This is a genomic window from Bacillota bacterium (assembly GCA_023511835.1).
Lineage (GTDB): Bacteria > Bacillota > Sulfobacillia > JAIMAT01 > JAIMAT01 > JAIMAT01.
This window is the reverse complement of record JAIMAT010000031.1, coordinates 1-21,327: the sequence shown is the minus strand read 5'-3', so window position 1 is coordinate 21,327 and position 21,327 is coordinate 1. Positions and strand designations below refer to the sequence as shown.

Below are 21,327 nucleotides of genomic sequence, written 5' to 3'. Positions count from 1 at the left end.
GCTGGAACGGCGGCGCGCCCGCCTGGCGGCGCCGCTCCGCGCGGAGCTGGAGCGGTGGCACAGGAGGCTCGAGGCGCAGCGCCGCGAGCTGGCCGAGACCGAGCCCCTGGAGGAGTGGCGGCGCGAGGGCGAGCTTCTCCTCGCCCATGCCGCGGCCTTCCCGCCCGGCGTGACGGAGGCGGAGGTGGCCGACTACTTCGACCCGGAGATGCGCCCGCGCCTCCTCCGGCTGGCGCCGGGCGAGACGGCCGTGGGTCGCGCCAAGCGCCTCTTCCAGCGCTACCGCAAGGCGCTCCGCCGCCGCGAGGTGCTCCTGCCGGCGCTGGAGGCGGGGGAGCGGCGCGCCCGCTACCTGGAGTCGGTGCTTCTCGGCCTGGAGCAGGCGGCCGACCTGGCCGAGCTGGGCCAGGTGGAGGAAGAGATGGAGGCCGAGGGGCTTCTGCGCCCGGACCCCGCCCGGCGGCGCGCGGCCGCTGCCGCGGCGCGCGGGCGAGGCCGCCCTCCCGCCGGGCCGGCGCCGCTCCGCCTCCTCTCCCACGACGGCTGGGAGATCTGGCTCGGCCGCAACAACCGCCAGAACGACGAGCTGACCATGCGCCTGGCGCGCCCCCGCGACCTCTGGTTTCACGCCCGCGGCCTCCCCGGCGCCCACGTCCTCCTGCCCGTGCGCGGGCGGGAGCTGCCCCCCGAGCGGACGCGCCTGGAGGCGGCGGTGCTGGCCGCGCTCCACTCGCGCGCCGCGGGCGCCGGGCAGGTGGAGGTGGACTGGACCGAGCGGCAGAATGTCTGGAAGCCGCACGGGGCGCCGCCGGGCTTCGTCCTCTATCGCCGCGAGCGGACGCTGGCCGTCCGGCCGGACCCGACGCTGGAGGCGGAGTTGCGGGCCCTGGCGGCCTCAGCGCCCGCCGCCCCCGGGCCCCCCTTCGGGCCCGGGGAGGGCGGCGCCCCCTGAGAGCCGTGGGCCGGCCAGCAGCCGGTCGACGGTCCGCCGGTTGATCGCCTCGATGGCGGCGCGGCGCGGAATGGGAGGAAAGGCGCCCGGCTCGCCGGACCCCGGGTCGAGAAAGCTCCCGGGCAGCGGCACCGGGCTGAACGGCTGCCAGCGCTGGAGCCAGGCCTCCGGGAGGCGCTCCGGCAGCGGCCGGCCGCTCATCTCCGACCAGAGGAGCGCCCAGACCCGCGGCACCACCTCCCAGACCGCGTAGCCGCCGCCCCCCAGGGCGAGCCAGCGCCCGTCACAGAGCTCGTGCGCCAGGCGGTGGAGCGACTCGCCCGCCACCCGGTAGCTCTCGGTGGTCAGCGCCAGGTGCGTCAGCGGGTCGAGGCGGTGGCCGTCGGCACCATGTTGGCTGACCAGCACGTCGGGCGCGAACCGTTCCACGAGCGGCGGAACCACACGCCGGAAAGCCTCGATCCAGGAGGCGTCCTCGGTGTAGGCGTCCAGCGGTACGTTCCAGATCCGGCCCGCCCCGGCCCCCCGCCCGCGCTCGTCGAGGAAGCCGCTGCCGGGAAAAAGGTAGCGCCCGGTCTCGTGGAGGGAGATGAAGAGCACGTCGCCCGCCTCTTCGAAGGCCGCCTGGACGCCGTCGGCGTGATGGGCGTCCAGGTCGACGTAGGCCACCCGCATCCCCCAGGCCCGGCGCAGCCGCTCCACCGCCAGCACCGCGTCGTTGACCAGGCAGAAACCCGAGGCGCGTCCGCGCCGCGCGTGGTGGAGGCCGCCCGCCGGGTGGAAGACGTGCAGGAGGCGGCCGGAGCCGACGGCGTCGGCCGCCTCCAGCGCGCCCCCCGCCACCCAGGCCGCCGCCTCCGCCATGCCGGGGAAGACCGGGTTGTCCTCCGTCCCCAGCCCGTAGCGCTCGCCCGCGCCCGGTTCGGCGGCGCCGGAGCGGCTCATGCGCTCCAGGGCCGCCAGGTACTCGCCGTCGTGGGCCACCTCCAGCTCCTCCCGGCGCGCCCTCCGCGCCGGCAGCAGGTCGCGCTCCGGGAGGAGGCGGGCGCTCCGCAGAAGGTCGAGGAGCAGCTCCAGCCGCCGCGAGTCGAAGGGGTGGCCCTCGCCGAAGCGGTAGTCCAGCAGCTCGGGGCTCCAGACCAGGGCGACGGCGTCGCTGTCCCAGTGCCCGTTCCAGCCCACCGCCGGTCCCGCCTCAGCCGCGGCGCAGGCGCTCGCCCAGCGCGCTGCGCACGGCGCCCGCCGCCAGCCCGAAGAAGCTCCGGTGCTCCTCCAGCACCGCGCGCAGCGCGTTGAGCGTGCGGCGGATCTGCTCCTCGGTGACCACCAGCGGGGGCTCGAAGCGGATGACGTTGGGGTTGTTGAGCGTGTAGGCGGTGATGATCCGGTAGCGCTCCAGGAGCCGGGCGGCCACCAGCGCGCCGCCGAACTCGGCCGCGGCGCGGTTGATCAGCCCCCCCGTCAGGCGTTCGGCCAGCCCCCGGGTCGGCTTCTCGAACTCCACGCCGATGAGCAGGCCGCGCCCGCGCACGTCCCGGATCATGCCGGGGAACTGGCGCTTCAGTGCGCGCAGCCCGGCCAGCGCCTGCTCGCCGCGCTCGCGCGCCCGCTCGGGCAGGTTCTCCTCCACCACCACCTCGATGGCGGCCAGCGCCACCGCCATGGCCCGCGCGTTGCCGCCGAAGGTGGAGGTATGCAGGAGCGCCCGGTCCATGCCGCCGTAGGCGCGATCCCAGACCTGGGGGGTGGTAATGAAGGCCCCCACCGGCATCACGCCGCCGCCCAGCGACTTGGCCAGGCAGAGGACGTCGGGCGCCACCCCTTCCCATTCGCAGGCGAAGAGGCGCCCCGTCCGCCCCAGGCCCGTCTGCACCTCGTCCAGCACCAGCAGCGCGTCGTAGCGGCGGCAGAGCTCCTGCACGCCGCGCAGGTAGCCTTCGGGCGGCACGATCACCCCGCCCTCGCCCTGGATGGGCTCCAGGATGACCGCCGCCACGTCGCGCCGGCGCAGCGCCGCCTCCATCGCCTCCAGGTCGCCGTAAGGGACGGCGTAGGTCTCCGGCAGGAGCGGCCGGAAGGGCTCCTGGTACTTGCTCCGCCCGGTCACCGAGAGCGCCCCCAAGCTCTTGCCGTGGAAGGAGCCCTCGGCGTAGAGGATGCGGCGCTTGCCCGTGGCCGCCCGGGCCAGCTTGAGCGCCCCCTCCACCGCCTCGGCGCCGCTGTTGCAGAAGAAGCTCCGGCTCAGCTCGCCCGGCGTGATCTGGGCCAAGTTGTGGGCCACCGCGGCCACCAGCGGCGAGAGCGTCGCCTGGAGCAGGTTGGGCGCCTCGCGCACCGCCTCCAGCGCAGCCAGGATGCGGGGGTGGTTGTGCCCCTGGTTGACCGCGCCGTAACCACCCAGAAAGTCCCAGTACTCGTTCCCCTCCGCGTCCCAGACCGAGACGCCGCTGGCGCGGGCGTAGCGGCGGTCGAAGCCGACGGTGGCCAGGAGTGTGGCCATGCCGGGGTTGACGTAGCGGCGGTAGAGGTCGCGCACCTCGCGGCGCTCCAGGGAGAGCGCCTCCTCCAGGCGGATCAGCGGCTCCATCACTCGCTCAGCTCCATGATGGCCACCTCGTTCCGCCCGTCGACCTCCTCCAGGCGGACCTCGATCACCTCCCGCCGGGAGGTGGGCACGTTCTTGCCCACGTAGTCGGCGCGGATGGGCAGCTCCCGGTGCCCGCGGTCGACGATGACCGCCACCTGGACGCGCGCCGGCCGTCCCAGGTCCATCAGGGCGTCCAGCGCCGCCCGCACGGTGCGCCCCGTGTAGAGCACGTCGTCGCAGAGGACCACCGTCTTGCCCGTGATCTCCACCGGCATGCGCGTCTCGCTGACGGTGGGGCGCTCGCTCTTCAGCGAGAGGTCGTCGCGGTAGAGCGTGATGTCCAGGATGCCGATGGGCAGGCGGACGTGCTCGAACTCCTCGACGTAGCGCGCGATCCGCTCCGCCATGGGCACGCCGCGCCTACGGATGCCCACCAGGACCAGGTCCTGCGTCCCCTCGTTCCGCTCCACGATCTCGTGCGCGATCCGCCGCAGCGCCCGCTCCAGCGCCTCCTGGTCCATGATCAGCGCCTTCTGCTGGAGGACCATGCTCTCCCTCTCCCTCCTCGCCCTGCCCTGAAGCAGGGCGGTTCTCCGCCGCCCGTCCGTCCCCTGCCTTCCCCGGGCCGCCGCCGGGCCGCCCGGTGGCGAAGGCCGCCTCCCGGCCCGCCTGCCGCCGGCGGAGCTCCTCCAGCGCCCCCAGGAAGTCCTCCGGCGGCGGCACCTCGAAGCGGAGGGGGCGCCCGTCCAGCGGATGCGGAAAGGCCAGCAGGGCCGCGTGCAGCGCCTGCCCGCCCAGCCCCAGCGCCCGCCCGGCCTCCAGCGCCGCCCGCCCGCCATAGAGCGGGTCGCCCAGCACCGGAAAGCCGGCGAAGCTCATGTGGAGCCGGATCTGGTGCGTCCGGCCCGTCTCCAGCCGCAGCCGGAGGAGGGCCGCGTCGCCCAGGCGCTCCAGGAGCCGGAAGTGGGTGACGGCCGGCCGCCCTCCCTCCACCACGGCCATCCGCTGCCTGTGGACCGGGTCGCGGCCCACCGGCGCCTCCACGCGTCCCCGCTCCGGAAGCCGTGCGGCGGCGCCGGGCGGCACGTGGACCAGGGCGAGGTACTCGCGCCGGATCCTGCGCTCGCGCACCATGGCCTCGAGCCGCTGGAAGCTGCGCGCGGTACGCGCCACCACCAGGAGGCCGGTGGTCTCCCGGTCGAGGCGGTGGACGATGCCCGGCCGGACAGGGTCGCCCATCTCCGCCGGCGAGGCGAGCCGGCCCAGGAGGGCGTTGACCAGGGTGCCCTCCCGGTGGCCGGGGGCGGGGTGGACGACGAGGCCGCGCGGCTTGTTGACCACGAGCAGCTCCTCGTCCTCGTAGACGATCTCCAGGGGGAGCTCCTGCGGGCGCACGGCGGGCAGGCGCGGCGCCGGGCGGTCGACGCGGACCAGGCTCCCCGGCCGCAGCCGCTCCGAGGCGCGCGCGGGCCGCCCGTCCACCTCCACGCGCCGCTCCTTCAGCCAGCGCTGCACCTCGCTGCGGCTGGCCTCCAGCTCGGGCTGCGCGGCCAGCCAGCGGTCGAGGCGCTGGCCCGCGGCGGCGGCGTCGACCTCCCTCCACCAGAGCGTCGTGGCCCCCACCTCCGGCTCAGGCGCGCGGGCGCCCCGCCTCTTCGCCGGCCAGGAGCTGCCAGGCCAGCAGGAGCGCTCCGACCACCACCGAGCTGTCGGCCAGATTGAAGACCGGCCAGACGCGGAAGTCCAGGAAGTCGACCACCCAGCCGCGCGCGAGGCGGTCCGTCAGGTTTCCCAGGGCGCCACCCAGGATCAGGCCCAGCGCCACCTGGAGCCAGGGCCGGCCGCGGCCCTGGCGGAGCGCGAAGAGGACGACGACGGCCGAGATGACCAGCGTCACCCCCGCCAGCCAGGCGCTACCCCCCTGGAAGAGACTGAAGGCCGCGCCCGAGTTGCGCGTGTAGGTGAGATAGAAGAAGCCCGGCAGGACGGCGATCGACTGGCCCGGCACCATCCACTGCCGGACCGCCGCCTTGCTCAGCCAGTCGGCCGCCAGGACCAGCGCGGCCACCCAGGCGAAGGTCAACCCGCCCCCTCCTCGACCGCGCTATTCTAGCACGGCCCCGCGGGGGCTCCCGCCCGGCGCCCGCGCCGCGCGGGCGCTCAACCCTCCGGCGGCTCCTCCTCTCCCTCGAAGCTTCCCAGCCGCCCGTGCTCCGCCATCTGCGGATCGTCCTGCGGGGTGTCCGAGGTGCCGTAGCGGGCCACGTCGTGCCAGGCTTCCTCGGCGTCGTAGGCGCGCTCGGCCGCCCCCGCCCGCGCCGCGGAGGCGCCCCAGGGCGGGGCGAGCCAGGCCTCCTCCGCCGGGCGCCGCCGCTCGCCTCCCGCCTCGGCCTTCGCCTCGGCCGCCCGCTGGCAGGAGGCGCAGAGCCGCGCCTCGGGCGCCGCCTCCAGGCGGCCGATCTCGATGGGCCGCCCGCAGCGCTCGCAGTAGCCGTAGGTGCCCTCGTCCATGCGCCGGAGCGCCGCCTCGAGCTCCTCCAGCCGGCGCTCCCAGCGGTTGCGGTAGGCCACGTCCTGGCTCCGCTGAAACGTCTCGTCGCCGATGTCGGCGGGATGGTTGTCGTAGGTGGACAGCTCGCCCAGCGCCTCGCCCTGGCTCCGGCCCAGCCCCGACTCCACCGCCTCCAGGCGGTGGCGGAGCGAGGCCATCTCCGCCTCGATGCGCCGGCGGAGCCTCTCCGCCCGGGGGTACATGAAGGCTCCCTCCCCGGCCGTAGGCTCTCCGGGGAGGAAGCCCTCCATCCGCCGGCGACCGCCCCGCAGGGCGCTCCGCCCTACGCCTCCGGACCGGCGGCGTTGATGGCGTCCAGGCGCTCCAGCAGCTCCTCGGTGGAGGGCATGCCGCGCTTGGCGTAGCGGACGACGCCCCGCCCGTCGATCAGGTAGACGGTGCGCTGGATGCTGGTGCCGTTCTCCTTGAGCGCGTCGTAGGCCGCCGCCACCGAGCGGTCGGCGTCGACCGCGATGGGGAAGGGGAAGCCCTCGCGCTCGCTCCAGCGCTCGTGCGAGGCCAGGCTCCCCGGGTTGACCGCCAGCACGGCCGTGCGCAGCCGGCGGTACTCCTCGTACGCGTCCCGGGCCGCGCTCAGCTGGCGCTGGCAGCCCGGGGTGTTGTCCTTCGGATAGAAGATGAGGTAGACGTTCTGCCCCCGGAAATCCGAGAGCGCCACCTCGCCGACGCGGGTGGCGGGCAACCGGAAGTCGGGGGCCGGCTGGCCGACCTCGATCACGCCTTTCCCCCCTCCTCGCCGCCGGCGCGCTCCCCCGCCGCCGGGGCGCCCGCTCCGCCCGCCTCCCGCGGGGGGACGCCCAGCGCCCGGAGGACGCCGGCACAGCGGCCGCAGACGCCCGGGTAGCCGGGGTCGCGGCCCACGTCTTCACGCACGTTCCAGCATCGGTCGCACTTCGCCCCCGGCGCCCGCTCCACCTCGCAGGCGTCGCTCTCCCCCTCCGCCGCCTCGACCACCTCCACCGCCGCCACGCGGTAGAGCTCGGGCAGCAGCGGCGTCGCCTCCTCCAGGAGCGCACGGCGCTCGCCCCGGGCGCGGATGCGCAGGAGCGCCTCCTGCGAGCGCTGGATCCGCCGCGACTGGCGGGCCTCCTCCAGCGCCCGCGCGGCTTCCTGGCCGACGGCGAGGAGTTCGCGCCAGCGCGCCAGCCGTCCGGGGTCCCGCCAGCGCTCCAGCTCCCCGGGCCACTCGGCCAGCTGGACCCAGGCCGGCTGGCCGGCTGCACGGGGCAGGTGCTCCCACGCCTCCTCCGCCGTGTGCGGGATGAAGACGGCCAGGATCCGCGCCAGCGCGGAGGCGGTGATCCAGATGGCCTCCTGCGCCGAGCGGCGGCGCGGCGAGCCGGGCTCCAGCGTGTAGAGGCGATCCTTGCTCACATCCAGATAGAGGGCGCTCAGGTCGTTGACGCAGAAGGTGTGCAGCTCGCCGAAGGCGGCCCGGAAGTCGTAGCGGTCCATGGCCTCGCGCGCCCGCTCGGCCACCTCCGCCAGGCGCGCCAGGAGCCAGAGGTCCAGCTCCTCGCGCACCTCGCCCTGGCCCGGCCGGAAGTCGTAGAGGTTGCCCAGGAGGAAGCGGAGCGTGTTGCGCACCTTGCGATAGGCGTCCGCCGCCTGCTCCAGGATGGCGTCGGAGATGCGCATGTCCTCCCGGTAGTCGGAGCTGGCCACCCAGACGCGCAACACGTCGGCTCCGTACCGGTCGACTACCTCCTCGGGCGCCACCACGTTGCCCAGCGACTTGTGCATGGCGCGCCCCTCGCCGTCCAGCACCCAGCCGTGGGCCACCACCCGCCGGTAGGGGGCCTCGCCGTAGACGGCCACCGCGGTCAGCAGCGAGGACTGGAACCAGCCGCGGAACTGGTCGCCTCCTTCCAGGTAGACGTCGGCCGGCCAGGCCAGCTCCCCGCGCTGGCGGAGGACGGCGGCGTGGCTGGAGCCGGAGTCGAACCAGACGTCCATGGTGTCGCTCTCCTTCCGCCACGAGCTGGCCCCGCAGGCGGGGCAGCGCGTCCCCGGCGGCAGGATCTCCTCGGCCTCGCGCCGCCACCAGGCGTCCGACCCCTCGCGGCGGAAGAGTTCGGCCACGGCGGCCACCGACTCGGCGGTGAGGAGGACGTGGCCGCAGGACCGGCAGTAGAAGGCTGGGATCGGCACGCCCCAGACGCGCTGGCGCGAGATGCACCAGTCGGAGCGGCCCTCCACCATGCGCAGCATCCGCTCGCGCCCCCAGCCTGGAAGCCACTCTACCCGCCCCACCGCCTCCAGGGCGCGCTGGCGGAAACGGTCCACCGAGGCGAACCACTGTTCGGTCGCCCGCCAGATGACCGGGTTCTTGCACCGCCAGCAGTGGGCGTAACTGTGCTCCACCTCGCCCTGGGCCAGGAGCGCGCCGGCCCGGTCGACGGCGCCGATGATGCGCGGGTTGGCCTCTCGGTAGAAGAGGCCGGTGAAGGGCGAGCCCTCCTCGGTGTAGCGACCGCGGCCGTCCAGCGGCACCAGCACGGGCAGCCCGTAGCGCTGGCCGACCTCGAAGTCCTCCTCGCCGTGGCCGGGGGCGGTGTGGACGATGCCCGTCCCCTCCTCCATGGTGACGTGCTCGGCCAGCACCACCGGCACCTTCCGCTCCGGGTAGAGCGGGTGGACGAAGAGCATCCCCTCCAGGTCGGCGCCGCGGAAGCGGGCCAGCACGCGGAGCTCGCCCTGGCCGCCGTGGCCGTCGGCTCCCATGCCCATGGCGGCCAGCGCCTCCGCCGCCCGCGGGCGGGCGAGCAGTAGGGGGCCCCGGCCGGTGTCGCAGACGACGTACTCACCGTCCGGGTGGACCGCCAGCGCCTCGTTGGCCGGCAGCGTCCACGGCGTGGTGGTCCAGATCACCGCCCGGCTGCCGGCGGGAAGCCGGGTCTCCCCGGGGGCGGGGTCGAAGGCGACGTAGATGGAGGGGGAGCGGGTCTCGCGGAACTCGATCTCCGCGTCGGCCAGCGCCGTCTCGCAGACGGGGCACCAGTAGACGGGCTTCAGCCCCTTGTAGATGTAGCCCCTGCGGGCCATCTCGCCAAAGAGCTCGACCTGGCGGGCCTCGTACTCCGGCTCCAGGGTGGCGTAGGGGTGCTCCCAGTCGCCGAGAACGCCCAGCCTCTCGCACTGGGCGGTCATCACGTCGATGAAGCCGCGCGCGAACTCCTCGCAGCGGCGGCGCAGCTCCAGTGGCTCCAGGTCGTGGCGGTCGATGCCCAGCGCCTCCAGGGCGCGGTGCTCGATGGGCATGCCGTGGGTGTCCCAGCCGGGCACGTAGGGTGCGTCCCGTCCGCGCAGGCTCGCGTACCGGACCACGAAGTCCTTGAGGATCTTGTTCATGGCGGTCCCGATGTGGATCTGGCCGTTGGCGTAGGGAGGACCGTCGTGCAGCACGAAGCGCGGGCGGCCGCTCCGCTCCGAGCGAAGCCGCTCATAGAGCCGCTCCCGCCGCCAGCGCTCCTGCATGGCCGGCTCCCGTTCGGGGAGGCGGGCGCGCATGGGAAAATCCGTTCTCGGCAGGTTGAGCGTGTCGCTCCAGTCCATGGATCACCGTTCCCTTCGACCGGGGAGCGCCACGGGAACAAAAAAACCGCCCCGCCACGTGCGGGGCGCACCGTCGTGCGGGCGGCTCCCTACCGACCGCCTGACCGCCCGGCCAGCGGCGCCACCCCTCCCGCCTCGCGGCGGGCTCCCGGGTTGGCGTCACTATAGTGAGCCGCTCTCGTGCTTGTCAACCGCCGTCGAGCCCGCGGCCGCCTCGCGCCGGGCCTGGGCTGCCTCCCGCCAGGGGTGACCCCAGTCGCCGTTGAGGATGGCCAGCTCGCTCTCCAGCAGGGAGCGCACGCGCGCCCGGAAGGCCTCCACGTCGTGATCCAGCTCCTCCAGTTGGCGGCGCCGCTCGGCCACCTCTTCGTCGGCGCGACGCAGGCGGTCGCGCGCCTCCTGTTCCGCCTCGCGGACGATCACCTCGGCCTCGCGGCGGGCGTTCTCCCGCATCTCCTCGGCCGTCTTCTGGGCCATCACCAGCGTGTTGCGCAGCGTCTCCTCCAGGTCCTCGTACTGCTTGACGCGCGCGGTCAGCCGTGCCACCTGCTCGCGCAGGGCGTTCAGCTCCCGCAGCGCCGCCTCGTAGTCGCGGTTGACCTCGTCCAGGAACTCGTCCACCTGGTCGATGCTGTAGCCTCGGAAGGAGCGGTCGAACTCCTTGTTGTGGATGTCGAGCGGAGTGAGTGGCATCCCGGATCACCCCCCTCTCCTATCGGGTGCGGCGGCGCCCCGCTTAGGCGCCTCTCCTTTCCCGCACCCTCTACAGGATCCGGAAGAGCATCCCCACCAGCGGCCGCCAGACGTACTGCTGGATGAGCATCAGCCCCAGCAGCACCACCAGCGGCGAAAGGTCGAAGATCCCCACCGGTCGCATCCAGCTCCGGACCGGCGCCAGCACCGGCTCGGTCAGCGCCCAGACCAGCCTCTGCAGGCGATAGAACCAGGAGCGGTAGCCGGGCGGCTCGAACCAGCTCAGGAGCGCCCGCACCACGATCAGGATCTCCAGGATCCCGATGAACAGGTTGACCGTACGGTCGAGAATCTCGACGAGCAGAAGAACGGCAGTCACCCCTCCCACCGCGGGCCGCCTGGGCGCCGTCTAGCGCTCGGGCACCCAGGGCTCCGCCTGGCCCACCACTTCCGCGCTGGCCGGCGTCAGCAGAAAGACGGTCGGCCCGATGCGGAAGATCTCGCCCTCCACCGCATAGACGATGCCGCTCAGGAAGTTGAGGATCCGCCTCGAGGCCTCCGGCTCGCTGGCCTCCAGGTTGACCACGCAGACGCGGCCGCCCTTCAGCTCGTCGGCGATGGGCTGGACGTCGTCGAAGAGCCGGGGCCGGAAGACGCCCAGGCGTGTGGGCCTCGCCTCGGCCACGGGCAGCGGCACCAGCGCCCCCGCCCGCGCGGCGCGCCGGCCCGGCACGGCCCGCGGCTCGCCGCCCGCCCGGCGGACCTCCGCGCGAGCCGCGGCGCGCGCCTCGCCGGAGCGGCCCCCGTAGGCAGCGGACTCCTCCTCGGCCGCCGCCTCCTCCTCGCCCACCTCGAAGCCCATGAAGTCGAGGATGCGCGCCCACCAAGCCATGGCTTCCCACCTCCGCCGGCCGCCTGCACGCCCTCCCGCTGCCGGGCCGTCTTACCCTGCGTATTGTATCGAACCCGACGCCCGCTCCACCTGCCGTTCCGCCCCGGCCGCCCGCGCGCCGGGGAGCGCCGCCCGTCCAGGCGCAGGGCCGCCCGGCAGGATGCCCACGGAGGCGGCCATGTGGCCCGTCCGGCCCTGGCCGCGGTAGGAGTAGAAGAGCTGGGGATGGCAGCGGGTGCAGAGGCCGGCCACGTCGACGCCTTCCTCCGGCAGGCCCGCCTCCACCAGCGCCCGCCGGTTGGCCTCCCAGAGGTCGACGTGATCGCGGCCGGGCGCGCGCAGGCGCAGCGGCGCGCCGGGATAGGCGCGGGCCAGCGCCTCCTGGACCTCCTCGCCCACCTCGTAGCAGCAGGGACCGATGGAAGGGCCGATGGCCGCCCTGCCCAGCTCGGGCCGGCCGCCGGCACCGCGCATGGCCTCCACCAGCGCGGCCGCCACCCGGGCGGCCGTCCCCCGCCAGCCCGCGTGGGCGGCGCCCACCAGCCAGCCCGCAGGGGAGGGCATGGCCACCAGGACCGGCACGCAGTCGGCCGCCAGGACGCCGAGCAGAAGCCCCCGTTCGCCGGTCCAGTGCGCGTCCGCCTCGGGGACCGTCGCCTCTTCGCGGCCCGCCTCCACCACGCGCGCGCCGTGGACCTGGGAGAGCCAGGCCGGCCGCCAGCCCTCGCCCAGCGCCGCCAGCCAGCGGCGCCGGTTTTCCTCCACCGCCTCCGGCCGGTCGCCGGTGCCGCGGCTCAGGTTGAGGCTGGCGTAGGCCCCCTGGCTCACTCCCCCGAGGCGCGTGGAGAAGGCGGCGGTCACACCCGCCGCCTCCAGCGCGGAGGCGCGCAGGAGCAGCAGGCCGTGGCGCCGCTCCCAGGCGAAGGCTGCCGGCACTTCGGGGAGGGCCGGCTCAGGGACGGGGAACTCCTCCTCGCCGATGGGGATCGCCTCCCGGGTCGTCCGTCTCCGGACCGCCCCAGAGCCCTTCCTTTCCCCCTTCGCTCGCCGCCACCTGCTCGCCGCGGACCAGAATCGCGTCCTCGCCGACAACCTGGACCGCCGACCAGGGGATGCGCAGTTCCTTGCCGCCCGTCCCCAGAAAGCCGAGGAGCCGCCGCTCGCCCGGGATGATCAGGGCGCGCACGCGGCCCGTCTCCACGTCGATGTCCAGATCTTCCACGTTGCCCAGCCGCCGGCCGGTGAGCACGTCGATCACGTCGCGCTCCCGCATGTCCGAGGTGCGCAGGCGCACGGGCCCTCCCTCCCGGGAAAGCCTATGCGCCCCCCGGCTCCGGCTGAACCGCGCGCGCGCCCCGGGCGGCGCGTCGCGGCGTCAGGGTTCGGCGATGAGGAAGCGGCTCCGCTCGACCGCCCGCGCGAGCCGCGGCTCCACGCCTCTGAGCCACTCCCAGAGCGCCAGGCGGAAGCGCGGCCGCTCCTCGCCCCCCGTCGCCGCGCCGTCGTCCAGGCGGAACGCCAGCTGGACGTCCCCGGTGCCGCCGGCCGTGACCGGCTCCGCCGGCGCCAGCGCCGCCACCGCCGTCCCGTCCCCGCGCACCGGCGCCGCCGGAGAGGCGCCGCCGGCGGGGAGGTCGCCCGCCAGAGGCAGGCAGAGCTGCGGGAAGAGGAGACACCACCAGTTGTGGCCGCGGGCCGGGCCCAGCCGGACCTCCACCGACGGGTAGACGCCGGCGGGCAGCCAGAGGGAGCCGGAGCGCTTGGCCGGATAGGCGTACCGGCCTACCACCACCTCCACGCCCTCCCGGGAGCCCGCCCGGCGCAGCACCTGGCGGGCGAGGCGCGCCCATTCGCCGCTCCGCTGCCGGGCCCGCTCCAGCAGTACCTCGCTCCCGCGCCCGCCGGCGGGAAGCCCGGCCGGCGAGAGCTCGCGCACGATCACCGGAAGGAGGGCGCGCACCACCTCCTGCTTGAGACGCTGGTCGGCGGGCGTGTCGCTGGCCGCCACGAAGTGGAGCTGGACCACCCCGGCCGGCCCGCCGCGCGCGGCCACCAGCGCCGTCCCGGCCGCCGCGCCGCGCAGCGGACCGCCCAGGAGCAGCCCTGTCGCCGCCAGCAGCGCCAGCGCGCCGGCCACCTCGCCCAGCCGCGCCGCGCGCGGCGGCCGCCGTCCGCCCGTCCCCGCCTCTTCCGCCATCAGCCTCGCCCACCACCTTCCACGCGTCGCGCCCGGAGGCGCCGGGGGGACGCCTCACATGTGGCGGCGCATCTGGAGGAGCGCCGCCTTCTCCAGCCGCGAGACCTGGGCCTGGGAGATGCCGATCTCCTCGGCCACCTCCATCTGCGTCTTGCCGGCGAAGAAACGGAGCTGGAGGATCTGCCGCTCCCGCCGGCCCAGCTTCTCCATGGCCTCGCGCAGGGCCAGGTTCTCCACCCAGCGCGCGTCCGACTCGCTTTCGTCGCCCACCTGGTCCATGACGTAGATGGGATCGCCGCCGTCGTCGTAGATGGGCTCGAAGAGGGAGATGGGCTCCTGGATGGCCTCCATGGCCAGCGCCACCTCGTCCGCGGGGACGCCCAGCTCGCGGGCGACCTCTTCCACGCTGGGCTCGCGCCCGTTGCGGTGCGTCAGCTGGTCGCGCGCCTGCATCGCCCGGTAGGCGATGTCCCGCAGCGACCGGCTGACGCGGATGGCGTTGTTGTCGCGCAGGTAGCGGCGGATCTCGCCGATGATCATGGGGACGGCGTAGGTGGAGAAGCGGACGTTCTGCGAGAGGTCGAAGTTGTCGATCGCTTTCATCAGGCCGATGCAGCCGACCTGGAAGAGGTCGTCCGCCGGCTCGCCGCGGTTGTTGAAGCGCTGGATGACGCTCAGGACGAGCCGCAGATTGCCCTGAACCAGCTCCGTGCGCGCCTTGCGGTCGCCCTGCTGCATGCGTTCGAAGAGCTGGCGCATCTGCTCGTTGCTGAGTACGGTCAGCTCCGAAGTATTGACCCCGCAGATCTCCACTTTGTTCGCCACGGTCGTGCCCTCCAGGGCGGGCCTCGCCCCCGTGCCGGAAGCGGGGCGCGGGCCCCGCCTCCCGGCGACGGATTGCCGATCCGGAAGGGAGCCTGTGCGAGAATCTTTTGTTTTATACGTGCGCAAAAAGCCGGCCCGCGCTCCGCGCGGGCCGGCTCTCCGCGGGCGGTCCTCCCCGTCTCACTCCATGGCCAGGATCTCCTTGCGCAGTCGGCGCATGATCCGCTTCTCCAGGCGAGAGATGTAGGATTGCGAGATGCCCAGCAGGTCGGCCACCTGCTTCTGCGTGTACTCGACGCCGTCCCGCAGGCCGAAGCGCAGTTCGATGATCTTGCGCTCGCGGCCGCTCAGGCGGGCCAGCGCCCTGCGCAGGAGGGCGCGGTCCACCTGCTCTTCCACGCTCTGGTAGATCATGTCCTGGTCGGTGCCGTGGACGTCGGCCAGGAGCAGTTCGTTGCCGTCCCAGTCGACGTTGAGCGGCTGGTCGAAGGAGACCTCGCTCCGCGTCTTCGCGCTCCGCCGCAGGTACATGAGGATCTCGTTCTCGATGCACTTGGAGGCATAGGTGGCCAGCTTGATCCGCTTGCCAGGGTCGAAGCTGCGTACCGCCTTGATCAAGCCGATGCTGCCGATGGAGACCAGATCCTCCACGCCCACGCCCGTGTTGTCGAACTTGCGCGCGATGTAGACCACCAGGCGCAGGTTGCGCTCGATGAGCGGCGTGCGAGCCGAGTCGTCGCCGTCCTCCAGGCGGCGGATCAGCTCCGCCTCCTCGTCCCGGCTGAGCGGCGGGGGCAGACTTTCACTTCCGTTCAGGTAGCCGAGGGCCTCGCGCCCGCCCAACCTCGCCCAGAGCCGCACCCAGGCGGCAGCCCAGGCGCGCCGTGCGCGCAGCCAGAGGTTCACCGCACCACCCTCCTCCCCGTCAACGCCGCGGCGGGCACCAGCGCCTCCACGCCCCTGCCAGCGGCCGGCGGCGCCGGCACCACCGCCACCACCAGCTGGGTCTCGATGCGCTCCCCGTCCAGGCGGATCTCGCTGCGTTCCGGCCTCCAGCCCGGCAGCAGTCCGCCCTCGGTCGGCCCCTGGTAGGGCAGCCAGCAGAGGGCGGAGGCGAGGCGTTCCGGCGGTTTGGCGCCCCGCTCCCAGTGCAGGAAGAAGTCGCTCGCCTCCCGCCCCAGGAGCTTCTCCAGCGCCGCGGCCGCCACCACCGCCGCAGGCCGACCGCTGAGGGGATCGACCAGGGTGTCGCCCGAGTCGACCAGCGCCTCCAGCGTCAGCGCACGCCCGCCCTCCTCCAAAAGGAGCTCGCAGCGCCAGCGGGCGAGCGCCCACTGGCGTCGCCCGCCCCAGGCCAGCCGCTCCAACGCCAGGGAGCCGGCGGCCAGCGCCACCAGGAGCGCCAGCCAGCCCGGTCCTCCGCTCGCCGGCACCCCGGGCAGTGCCAGCGCCGTACCCGCCACCACCGCGGCGCCGGCGTAAAGGTAGCCGGCCTGACGGAGGAGGGCGGCGGGCCCGTGCCATCCGAAGGCGACGGGCAGCATGAAGAGGGAGACCAGGAGCATCCAGGCCAGCCGCAGGTGACGCAGGAGGGGCGAGAGTTCGCCGGCGACGGCCAGTCCCGCCCCCAGGGAGGCAGCGGCCAGCACGCGCAGCGGCCGCGGGCGGAGCCCGGCCAGGCGGCCGGCGGCCTCCAGGAGGACCGTGTCCACCGCGGCGTTGACCAGCCAGTAGACGTCCAGGTAGACGACCATGGGGCCCCTCCGGAACATCGGATGGATATGCCGGCGCCCGACGACCGATGCCTGCGGGCCCGCGGCGAGGATAGCGAAGGCCCCGGGGCGACTCCTGTCACCCCGGGGCCTCGCCAACCGTCGCAGCCCCCCCGCGAGGGGCTCTCTTTCGATTCGCCTCGCCAGCCCCCGGCTCCTCCCAGCCTCCTCAGCCCAGCTGGCTCCGCCGCCTCAGGAAGGCCGGAATGTCCAGGTCGGGGCGGGCGAAGGGCTTGATGTCCAGCTCCTCCAGCGGTGCCTGCGCCCTGGGCTTCTCCGTATCGAAGCCGGTGGCGATGACCGTGACTCGGATCTCGTCGTGGAGCGACTCGTCGATGACCGCGCCGAAGATGATGTTGGCCTCGGGGTCGACCGCCTGCTGGATGATGGCCGCCGCCTCGTTCACCTCGTAGAGGCCCAGGTTGGCGTCGCCGGTGATGTTGAGCAGGACGCCCCGCGCTCCCTCGATGGAGGTCTCCAGGAGCGGGCTCGAGATGGCGGTCCTGGCCGCCTCCGCCGCGCGGTTCTCGCCCGAGGCGACGCCGATCCCCATGAGGGCCGAGCCGGTCTCGGTCATCACCGTCCGCACGTCGGCAAAATCCAGGTTGATCAGGCCCGGCACGGTGATCAGGTCCGAGATGCCCTGCACGCCCTGGCGCAGCACGTCGTCGGCCACACGGAAGGCCTCCAGCATGGAGGTCCTCTTGTCGACCACCTGCAGCAGCCGGTCGTTGGGGATGACGATGAGGGTGTCCACCTGCTCGCGCAGCGCCCGCGTACCCGCCTCCGCCGCCTGCGCCCGCGGCTTTCCCTCGAAGGAGAAGGGCCGCGTGACCACGCCCACCGTCAGGGCGCCCAGCTCCTTGGCGATGGAAGCGATGACGGGCGAGGCACCCGTGCCGGTCCCGCCGCCCATGCCCGCGGTGATGAAGACCATGTCGGCGCCCTTCAGCGCCTCGGCGATCTGGTCGCGCGACTCCTCCGCCGCCCGCTTGCCGATCTCGGGGTTGGCCCCGGCCCCCAGCCCTTTGGTCAACTTCTGACCGATCTGGATCTTCTCCGTGGCCTCGGAGAGACCGAGCGCCTGCGCGTCGGTGTTGACCGCGATGAAGTCGACCCCGTGCAGGCTGGCCCGGATCATCCGGTTGACAGCGTTGCTACCACCGCCACCGACGCCGACCACCTTGATGACGGCGTAGTTGTATGCGGAAGGTTCCAGTTCCAGCAATTTCTTCCGCTCCTCCCCGGGACCTGTCGTTCCCCGGGTGCGTCACGCCCAGGAAGCGGGACCCGACTCCCGGTCTACCGGCAGTCCTTCGCCGGGTCCCTTGCAAACCCTGCCTTCTGCCGGCTTCCTGGAAGCCAATTCGACATCCTTCGCGACCGCTTTAGCCCCCCGGCGGGGGCGACGCCGGCGCCAGCGCGGGCGGCCTGGGCGGCCAGGCGACCGCCGGCAGCCCCGGCGCGCGCAGGTCGACGTAGAGCGGCAGCTGCCCGCGCCGCCTCGCCTCGGCCAGCACGCCCAGCAGCTCCCGGGCCACCTCGCTGGGCGGCGAGGCGACGTCGACCCAGACCGGGATCCGCCGCGCGGCGCTCCCGCCGCCGTCCGCCGCCCGGAGCCAGAGGGTGAGGCCGCCGTCGCCGTGGACGTCCACCGATTCGAGCGGCGGCTCGGCCCCGGCCAGCAGCGCGGCCAGCGCGACCGGGCGTGCGGCCGCGCTCCCCAGCGGCCTGCCCGCCACCGGGCGGACGTCGCCGGGCAGGCGGATCAGCGGCAGGCCGGCCGTCCTGTTCCGTTCGAGGAAGGGCACCCCGTAACGGTCGACCCACCAGGTGCCGCCCCCGGCGACGCTCACTGCCGCCACCGGGCTCCGCTCGACGATGCGGATGGAGAGGCGGTCGGGCCAAAGGATGCGGACCGTCGCCCCCTCGATGACCGGATCCCGCTCCAGGCGGGCCGCGATCCCGGAGGGCCGCACCTGCCAGATCGGCACCTGGTAGCGCAGGCCCGCCTCGCGCAGCACTTGGCCGGCGGTGCGCAGCCGGAGCCCGCTCACCTCCACCTCGCGCAGCCGGAAGCCGGGCCACTGGAGGAGCTCATAGCCCAGGACGGCGGCGAGAACCAGCGCCAGGGCGATCCAAAGCGTCTTGGACCCTCCCGGCTGCGCCCGGGGATCGGCTTCCGGCCTTCCGGAGAGACTAGTCACCGTCGTTTCCATTCCTTGCGGAAAGGGAGGCTCTGCGGGTGCGGTCACCTGGCGTGGGCGCCCTTCTGGCGCTGGTCTCGGTGCCCTTCTGCATGGTCCTCTCCAACTCGCTTCTGATCCCGGTCCTGCCCTCCATCCAGCGCGGTGCCCACCTGACCGCATTCCAGGCCGGCCTCCTGATCACCGCCTTCTCCGTCACGGCCGGGCTAGTCATCCCGCTGGGAGGGTACTTCTCGGATCGGATCGGCCGCAAGGCGGTCATCGTTCCCGCCCTCGGCCTCTTCGGCCTGGGCGGGCTGCTGGCGGGCCTGGCACCGCTGGCCTTCCCGCGTCCATTCCCCTGGCTGGTCGCCGGGCGCGTGATCCAGGGCGTGGGCGGCGGCGGCACCTACCAGGTGGCCATGGCGCTGGCGGGCGACCTCTACCGGGGAGGCCGGCGGGTGCAGGTCCTGGGCACCCTGGAGGCTTCCAACGGCGTCGGCAAGGTGGCGGCGCCCGTCATCGGCTCCGCGCTGGGCATGCTTGCCTGGATGGCGCCCTTCTTCTTTTATCCGGCGGCCGCCTGGTCGGCCGCGGCGGCCGTCTTCTGGCTCATCCCGACGTCCCGTCCGGCGGCGGCGGATCGGAGGCGCCCGCCGGCCGGCTACCTGGAGGATCTGCGGGCCGTCCTCGCGAGCAAGGGCGGCCCGCTGGCCGTTCTCTTCGCCGTCGGCTTCGTCGCCCTGCTCGTCCTCTTCGGCTTCCTGAGCTACTACTCGGACGTGCTGGAAGCCTCCTGGCGAATCCGCGGCCTGGTCAAGGGGCTGATCATGGCCGTCCCCGTGGGCACCATGGCGCTTCTCTCCTTCCTGACCGGCACCTGGCTGCGCGAGCGCATCCGGCGCTGGAGCCTGCCGCTGCTCTTGGGCGGCCTGGCCGCAGCCGCCGCGGGCCTCGCCCTCTCCTACTGGCTGCGCGGCCTCTGGACGCTGACGGCGGCGGTCACGCTGGTGGGCGCCGGTGACGGCCTCCTCCTCTCGCCGGTCAACACGCTGGTGACCGAGAGCGTCGACGCGGCCAAGCGGGGGGTGATCACCGCCTTGTACGGCACCGCCCGCTTCTTCGGGGCGGCACTGGGCCCGCCGCTCTTCACCTGGGCGGCGGGCGCCGGGCGCGCGGCGGTGGCGGGCGGCGGGGCGGCGCTGATGGCGCTGACCGCGTTGCTGGTGGCGGCCGTGCTGCGGCCGGCCGCACTGGCCGGCGCCGCCGCGACCGCCGTGGGGAGGGAGGGGGCGGAAGCGGCCCCCGCGGCGGACGAAGCGATCAGGGCAGGCCGGCCCGGAAGCCTTCGCCGAGCACCTCGGAGACCTCGCCCAGTGCCATGAAGGCGCGCGGGTCCAGCTGGCGCACCAGGCGGCGGAGCTCGCCCACTTCCTCGCGCGCCACCACCACCAGGAGCAGGGCGTGGCTGCGCCCGGTGTAGGCGCCTTCCACCTCCATGCGCGTGACGCCGCGCTCCAGCTTCTCCAGGACGGCCCGGGCGACGGGCTCCGCCTGGTCGGTGACGATCCAGGCGGCGATGGCGGAGCGCGCCCCCTCCAGAAGGAAGTCGATCACGCGCGTGCCCACGAAGAGCGAGAGCGCCCCGTAGAGCGCCCGCTCCGCGCCGAAGAGGAGGCCGGCGCTGCCGATGACCGCGATGTCCGTCCAGAGGAGCGTGCTCCCCACCGGCCAGGGGAACCAGCGCTGGAGCGAGCGGGCCAGCGTGTCGGAACCGCCGGTGGAGCCGCCCGCCCGCAGGACCAGGCCGGAGCCCAGCCCGCTCAGCAGGCCGGCGTAGAGCGCGGCCAGGAGCGGGTCGCGGGTGGGGCTGGGGAGGCCGGAGGTGAGCTGGACCCAGCCGGCCAGCGTCACGATCCCCAGGAAGGTGCGCGCGATGAACCGGTAGCCGTGGGCGCGCAGGCCCAGGGCGAGGATGGGCAGGTTGAGCGCCACCACCGTGACGCTGACGGGCACGCCCAGGGTGTGGAGCAGGAGGACGCCCACCCCGCTGACGCCCCCGTCCACGATGCGGAAGGGAACCTGGAAGAGGTTGACCCCCAGCGCGATGAGCCCGGTGCCCAGGGTGATGACCAGCCCCCGCGACCAGGCCGCGTCGAGCCGTCTCGCGCGCAGGCGCCCGATTTCCCTCGCCTCCCCGCCTTCTCGCCAGGAATCTACCCTAACGCCGTCGAAGGGTGGCGGTGAAGAGGCGGCGCCCGCGCGGGGCGTCGGCCAGGCGACGGGAGGCGAGGATGGGCATGCAGGGTCCGGCGGCGACCGGCGCGGCGGTATCAACCCGGGAGGCGGTGCGCGTCATGCCCGGCGTCCTGCGCCTGGCCCTGCGCCCCGGCGCGCTGGAGCTGGAGAGCGCGCGCGAGCGCCACGTGCTGCCGCTGGCGCCGGGCGAGGCGGTCCACGTCCTGGACGGGCACCTGCACGCCCGTCCCGCCCGCCAGGGCCTGCTGCTAGCCGCCTTCTACTACTTCGACGCCCCCGGCGCCCGCGTCCACGTGGTGCGCGAGGGCACGGACTGGTTCGTCCTGGCCGGACGCCCCGCCCGTCAGGCGGTCCTGTAGGCCAGGCCCGCCCGCCCGGGCGCCGCCTGGGAACCGCGCAACACGGCCGCCAGCCCCTGGGCCGTCGCCGTCTGCGCACTCTCGGGCACCTGCAGCCGCAGGCGGAGCCGCTCGCCCAGGTAGCCGGCCAAGCCCCGCAGCCGGGCGGCGCCCCCCACCAGGTGACCGCCATCCTCCCAGACGTCGGCCAGCAGCTCCGGCGGCGTCTCGCCCAGGAGCCGGGTGACGCTCTCGGCGATCCGCTCGAGCACGTCCGCCAGCGGCTTGGCCAGCTCCGCCGCCGGCACCGTCACCACGGCAGGGAGGCCGTTGCCCAGGTGGACGCCGGCCACGCTCACCCGCTCCTCGGCGGGCTGGGCACCGGGTGCCGCCGCCACCTCCACGCGCAGGCGCTCCGCCGTCGGCCGGCCGACGACCAGTCCGTGCTCCTGGCGAAACCAGCGCTGGACGGCCTCGTCCATCTCCATGCCGCCCACGG

General features: G+C 74.2%; 23 protein-coding genes and 1 pseudogene. 3 read left to right on the top strand and 21 right to left on the bottom strand.

Features of this window, described 5'->3' with window-relative positions:
• A partial coding sequence (locus tag K6U79_06450; GenBank protein ID MCL6522002.1) for an NFACT RNA binding domain-containing protein occupies positions 1 to 952 on the top strand: 952 nt, incomplete at its 5' end.
• On the opposite strand, the gene K6U79_06445 is transcribed toward K6U79_06450, so the two are convergent.
• From K6U79_06445 to K6U79_06355, 19 genes and pseudogenes are all read right to left on the bottom strand, one after another.
• Entirely contained in the window at positions 896 to 2,134 is a 1,239-nt protein-coding gene (locus K6U79_06445) for an acetoin utilization protein AcuC (GenBank protein ID MCL6522001.1), read from the bottom strand. The two genes, K6U79_06450 and K6U79_06445, sit on opposite strands and share 57 nt — an antisense overlap.
• Before the next feature lie 13 nt (positions 2,135 to 2,147).
• Positions 2,148 to 3,539 carry an aspartate aminotransferase family protein gene (locus tag K6U79_06440; protein ID MCL6522000.1) on the bottom strand — a complete coding sequence of 464 codons (1,392 nt, stop codon included), beginning with the start codon at positions 3,537 to 3,539 and terminating at the stop codon, positions 2,148 to 2,150.
• A complete protein-coding gene (gene pyrR, locus K6U79_06435; protein MCL6521999.1) occupies positions 3,539 to 4,087 on the bottom strand; it encodes a bifunctional pyr operon transcriptional regulator/uracil phosphoribosyltransferase PyrR in 549 nt (182 codons plus the stop codon). Before pyrR ends, K6U79_06440 begins: the two co-directional genes overlap by 1 nt.
• 115 nt (positions 4,088 to 4,202) lie before the next feature.
• Positions 4,203 to 5,162, bottom strand: a pseudogene (locus K6U79_06430) (RluA family pseudouridine synthase).
• Between the two features lie 7 nt (positions 5,163 to 5,169).
• Entirely contained in the window at positions 5,170 to 5,622 is a 453-nt protein-coding gene (lspA, locus tag K6U79_06425; protein ID MCL6521998.1) for a signal peptidase II, read from the bottom strand.
• 77 nt (positions 5,623 to 5,699) lie between these two features.
• Positions 5,700 to 6,293 (bottom strand): TraR/DksA C4-type zinc finger protein, encoded by a 594-nt coding sequence (locus K6U79_06420; protein MCL6521997.1) that lies wholly within the window; start codon positions 6,291 to 6,293, stop codon positions 5,700 to 5,702.
• An 80-nt stretch (positions 6,294 to 6,373) separates the two neighbouring features.
• The gene (locus K6U79_06415) at positions 6,374 to 6,829 is read right to left on the bottom strand and encodes a peroxiredoxin (GenBank protein MCL6521996.1); all 456 of its coding nucleotides are present in this window, start codon (positions 6,827 to 6,829) and stop codon (positions 6,374 to 6,376) included.
• A complete protein-coding gene (gene ileS, locus K6U79_06410; GenBank protein ID MCL6521995.1) occupies positions 6,826 to 9,666 on the bottom strand; it encodes an isoleucine--tRNA ligase in 2,841 nt (946 codons plus the stop codon). Before ileS ends, K6U79_06415 begins: the two co-directional genes overlap by 4 nt.
• A gap of 162 nt (positions 9,667 to 9,828) precedes the next feature.
• A complete protein-coding gene (locus K6U79_06405) occupies positions 9,829 to 10,359 on the bottom strand; it encodes a DivIVA domain-containing protein (protein ID MCL6521994.1) in 531 nt (176 codons plus the stop codon).
• Positions 10,360 to 10,429: 70 nt separating this feature from the next.
• Entirely contained in the window at positions 10,430 to 10,738 is a 309-nt protein-coding gene (locus K6U79_06400; protein MCL6521993.1) for a YggT family protein, read from the bottom strand.
• Positions 10,739 to 10,768: 30 nt separating this feature from the next.
• Positions 10,769 to 11,251, bottom strand: coding sequence for a cell division protein SepF (locus K6U79_06395; protein ID MCL6521992.1), 483 nt, complete (start codon positions 11,249 to 11,251; stop codon positions 10,769 to 10,771).
• A gap of 51 nt (positions 11,252 to 11,302) precedes the next feature.
• Positions 11,303 to 12,142 (bottom strand): peptidoglycan editing factor PgeF, encoded by an 840-nt coding sequence (gene pgeF / locus K6U79_06390; GenBank protein ID MCL6521991.1) that lies wholly within the window; start codon positions 12,140 to 12,142, stop codon positions 11,303 to 11,305.
• A gap of 61 nt (positions 12,143 to 12,203) precedes the next feature.
• Entirely contained in the window at positions 12,204 to 12,539 is a 336-nt protein-coding gene (locus K6U79_06385) for a YlmC/YmxH family sporulation protein (protein MCL6521990.1), read from the bottom strand.
• A gap of 87 nt (positions 12,540 to 12,626) precedes the next feature.
• On the bottom strand, positions 12,627 to 13,448 hold the full coding sequence (locus K6U79_06380) for a stage II sporulation protein R (GenBank protein ID MCL6521989.1): 822 nt from the start codon (positions 13,446 to 13,448) through the stop codon (positions 12,627 to 12,629).
• A gap of 54 nt (positions 13,449 to 13,502) precedes the next feature.
• Positions 13,503 to 14,273, bottom strand: coding sequence for an RNA polymerase sporulation sigma factor SigG (sigG, locus tag K6U79_06375; protein ID MCL6521988.1), 771 nt, complete (start codon positions 14,271 to 14,273; stop codon positions 13,503 to 13,505).
• A gap of 180 nt (positions 14,274 to 14,453) precedes the next feature.
• A complete protein-coding gene (sigE, locus tag K6U79_06370) occupies positions 14,454 to 15,179 on the bottom strand; it encodes an RNA polymerase sporulation sigma factor SigE (GenBank protein MCL6521987.1) in 726 nt (241 codons plus the stop codon).
• Positions 15,176 to 16,027 (bottom strand): sigma-E processing peptidase SpoIIGA, encoded by an 852-nt coding sequence (locus K6U79_06365; GenBank protein ID MCL6521986.1) that lies wholly within the window; start codon positions 16,025 to 16,027, stop codon positions 15,176 to 15,178. Before K6U79_06365 ends, sigE begins: the two co-directional genes overlap by 4 nt.
• A gap of 187 nt (positions 16,028 to 16,214) precedes the next feature.
• Entirely contained in the window at positions 16,215 to 17,273 is a 1,059-nt protein-coding gene (gene ftsZ, locus K6U79_06360) for a cell division protein FtsZ (protein MCL6521985.1), read from the bottom strand.
• 160 nt (positions 17,274 to 17,433) lie between these two features.
• Positions 17,434 to 18,252 carry an FtsQ-type POTRA domain-containing protein gene (locus K6U79_06355; protein ID MCL6521984.1) on the bottom strand — a complete coding sequence of 273 codons (819 nt, stop codon included), beginning with the start codon at positions 18,250 to 18,252 and terminating at the stop codon, positions 17,434 to 17,436.
• Between the two features lie 38 nt (positions 18,253 to 18,290).
• On the opposite strand from K6U79_06355, the gene K6U79_06350 reads away from it, so the two are divergent.
• Entirely contained in the window at positions 18,291 to 19,616 is a 1,326-nt protein-coding gene (locus K6U79_06350) for an MFS transporter (GenBank protein MCL6521983.1), read from the top strand.
• On the opposite strand, the gene K6U79_06345 is transcribed toward K6U79_06350, so the two are convergent.
• On the bottom strand, positions 19,555 to 20,568 hold the full coding sequence (locus K6U79_06345) for a YitT family protein (protein MCL6521982.1): 1,014 nt from the start codon (positions 20,566 to 20,568) through the stop codon (positions 19,555 to 19,557). The two genes, K6U79_06350 and K6U79_06345, sit on opposite strands and share 62 nt — an antisense overlap.
• Between K6U79_06345 and K6U79_06340 the strand changes: the two genes are divergently transcribed.
• Complete coding sequence (locus K6U79_06340) at positions 20,526 to 20,849, top strand: hypothetical protein (GenBank protein ID MCL6521981.1); 324 nt, start codon at positions 20,526 to 20,528, stop codon at positions 20,847 to 20,849. The two genes, K6U79_06345 and K6U79_06340, sit on opposite strands and share 43 nt — an antisense overlap.
• Here the strand turns inward: K6U79_06340 and K6U79_06335 are convergent.
• Positions 20,834 to 21,327: rod shape-determining protein (locus tag K6U79_06335; protein ID MCL6521980.1), on the bottom strand; the 494-nt coding region annotated here is incomplete at its 5' end. The genes K6U79_06340 and K6U79_06335 overlap by 16 nt on opposite strands.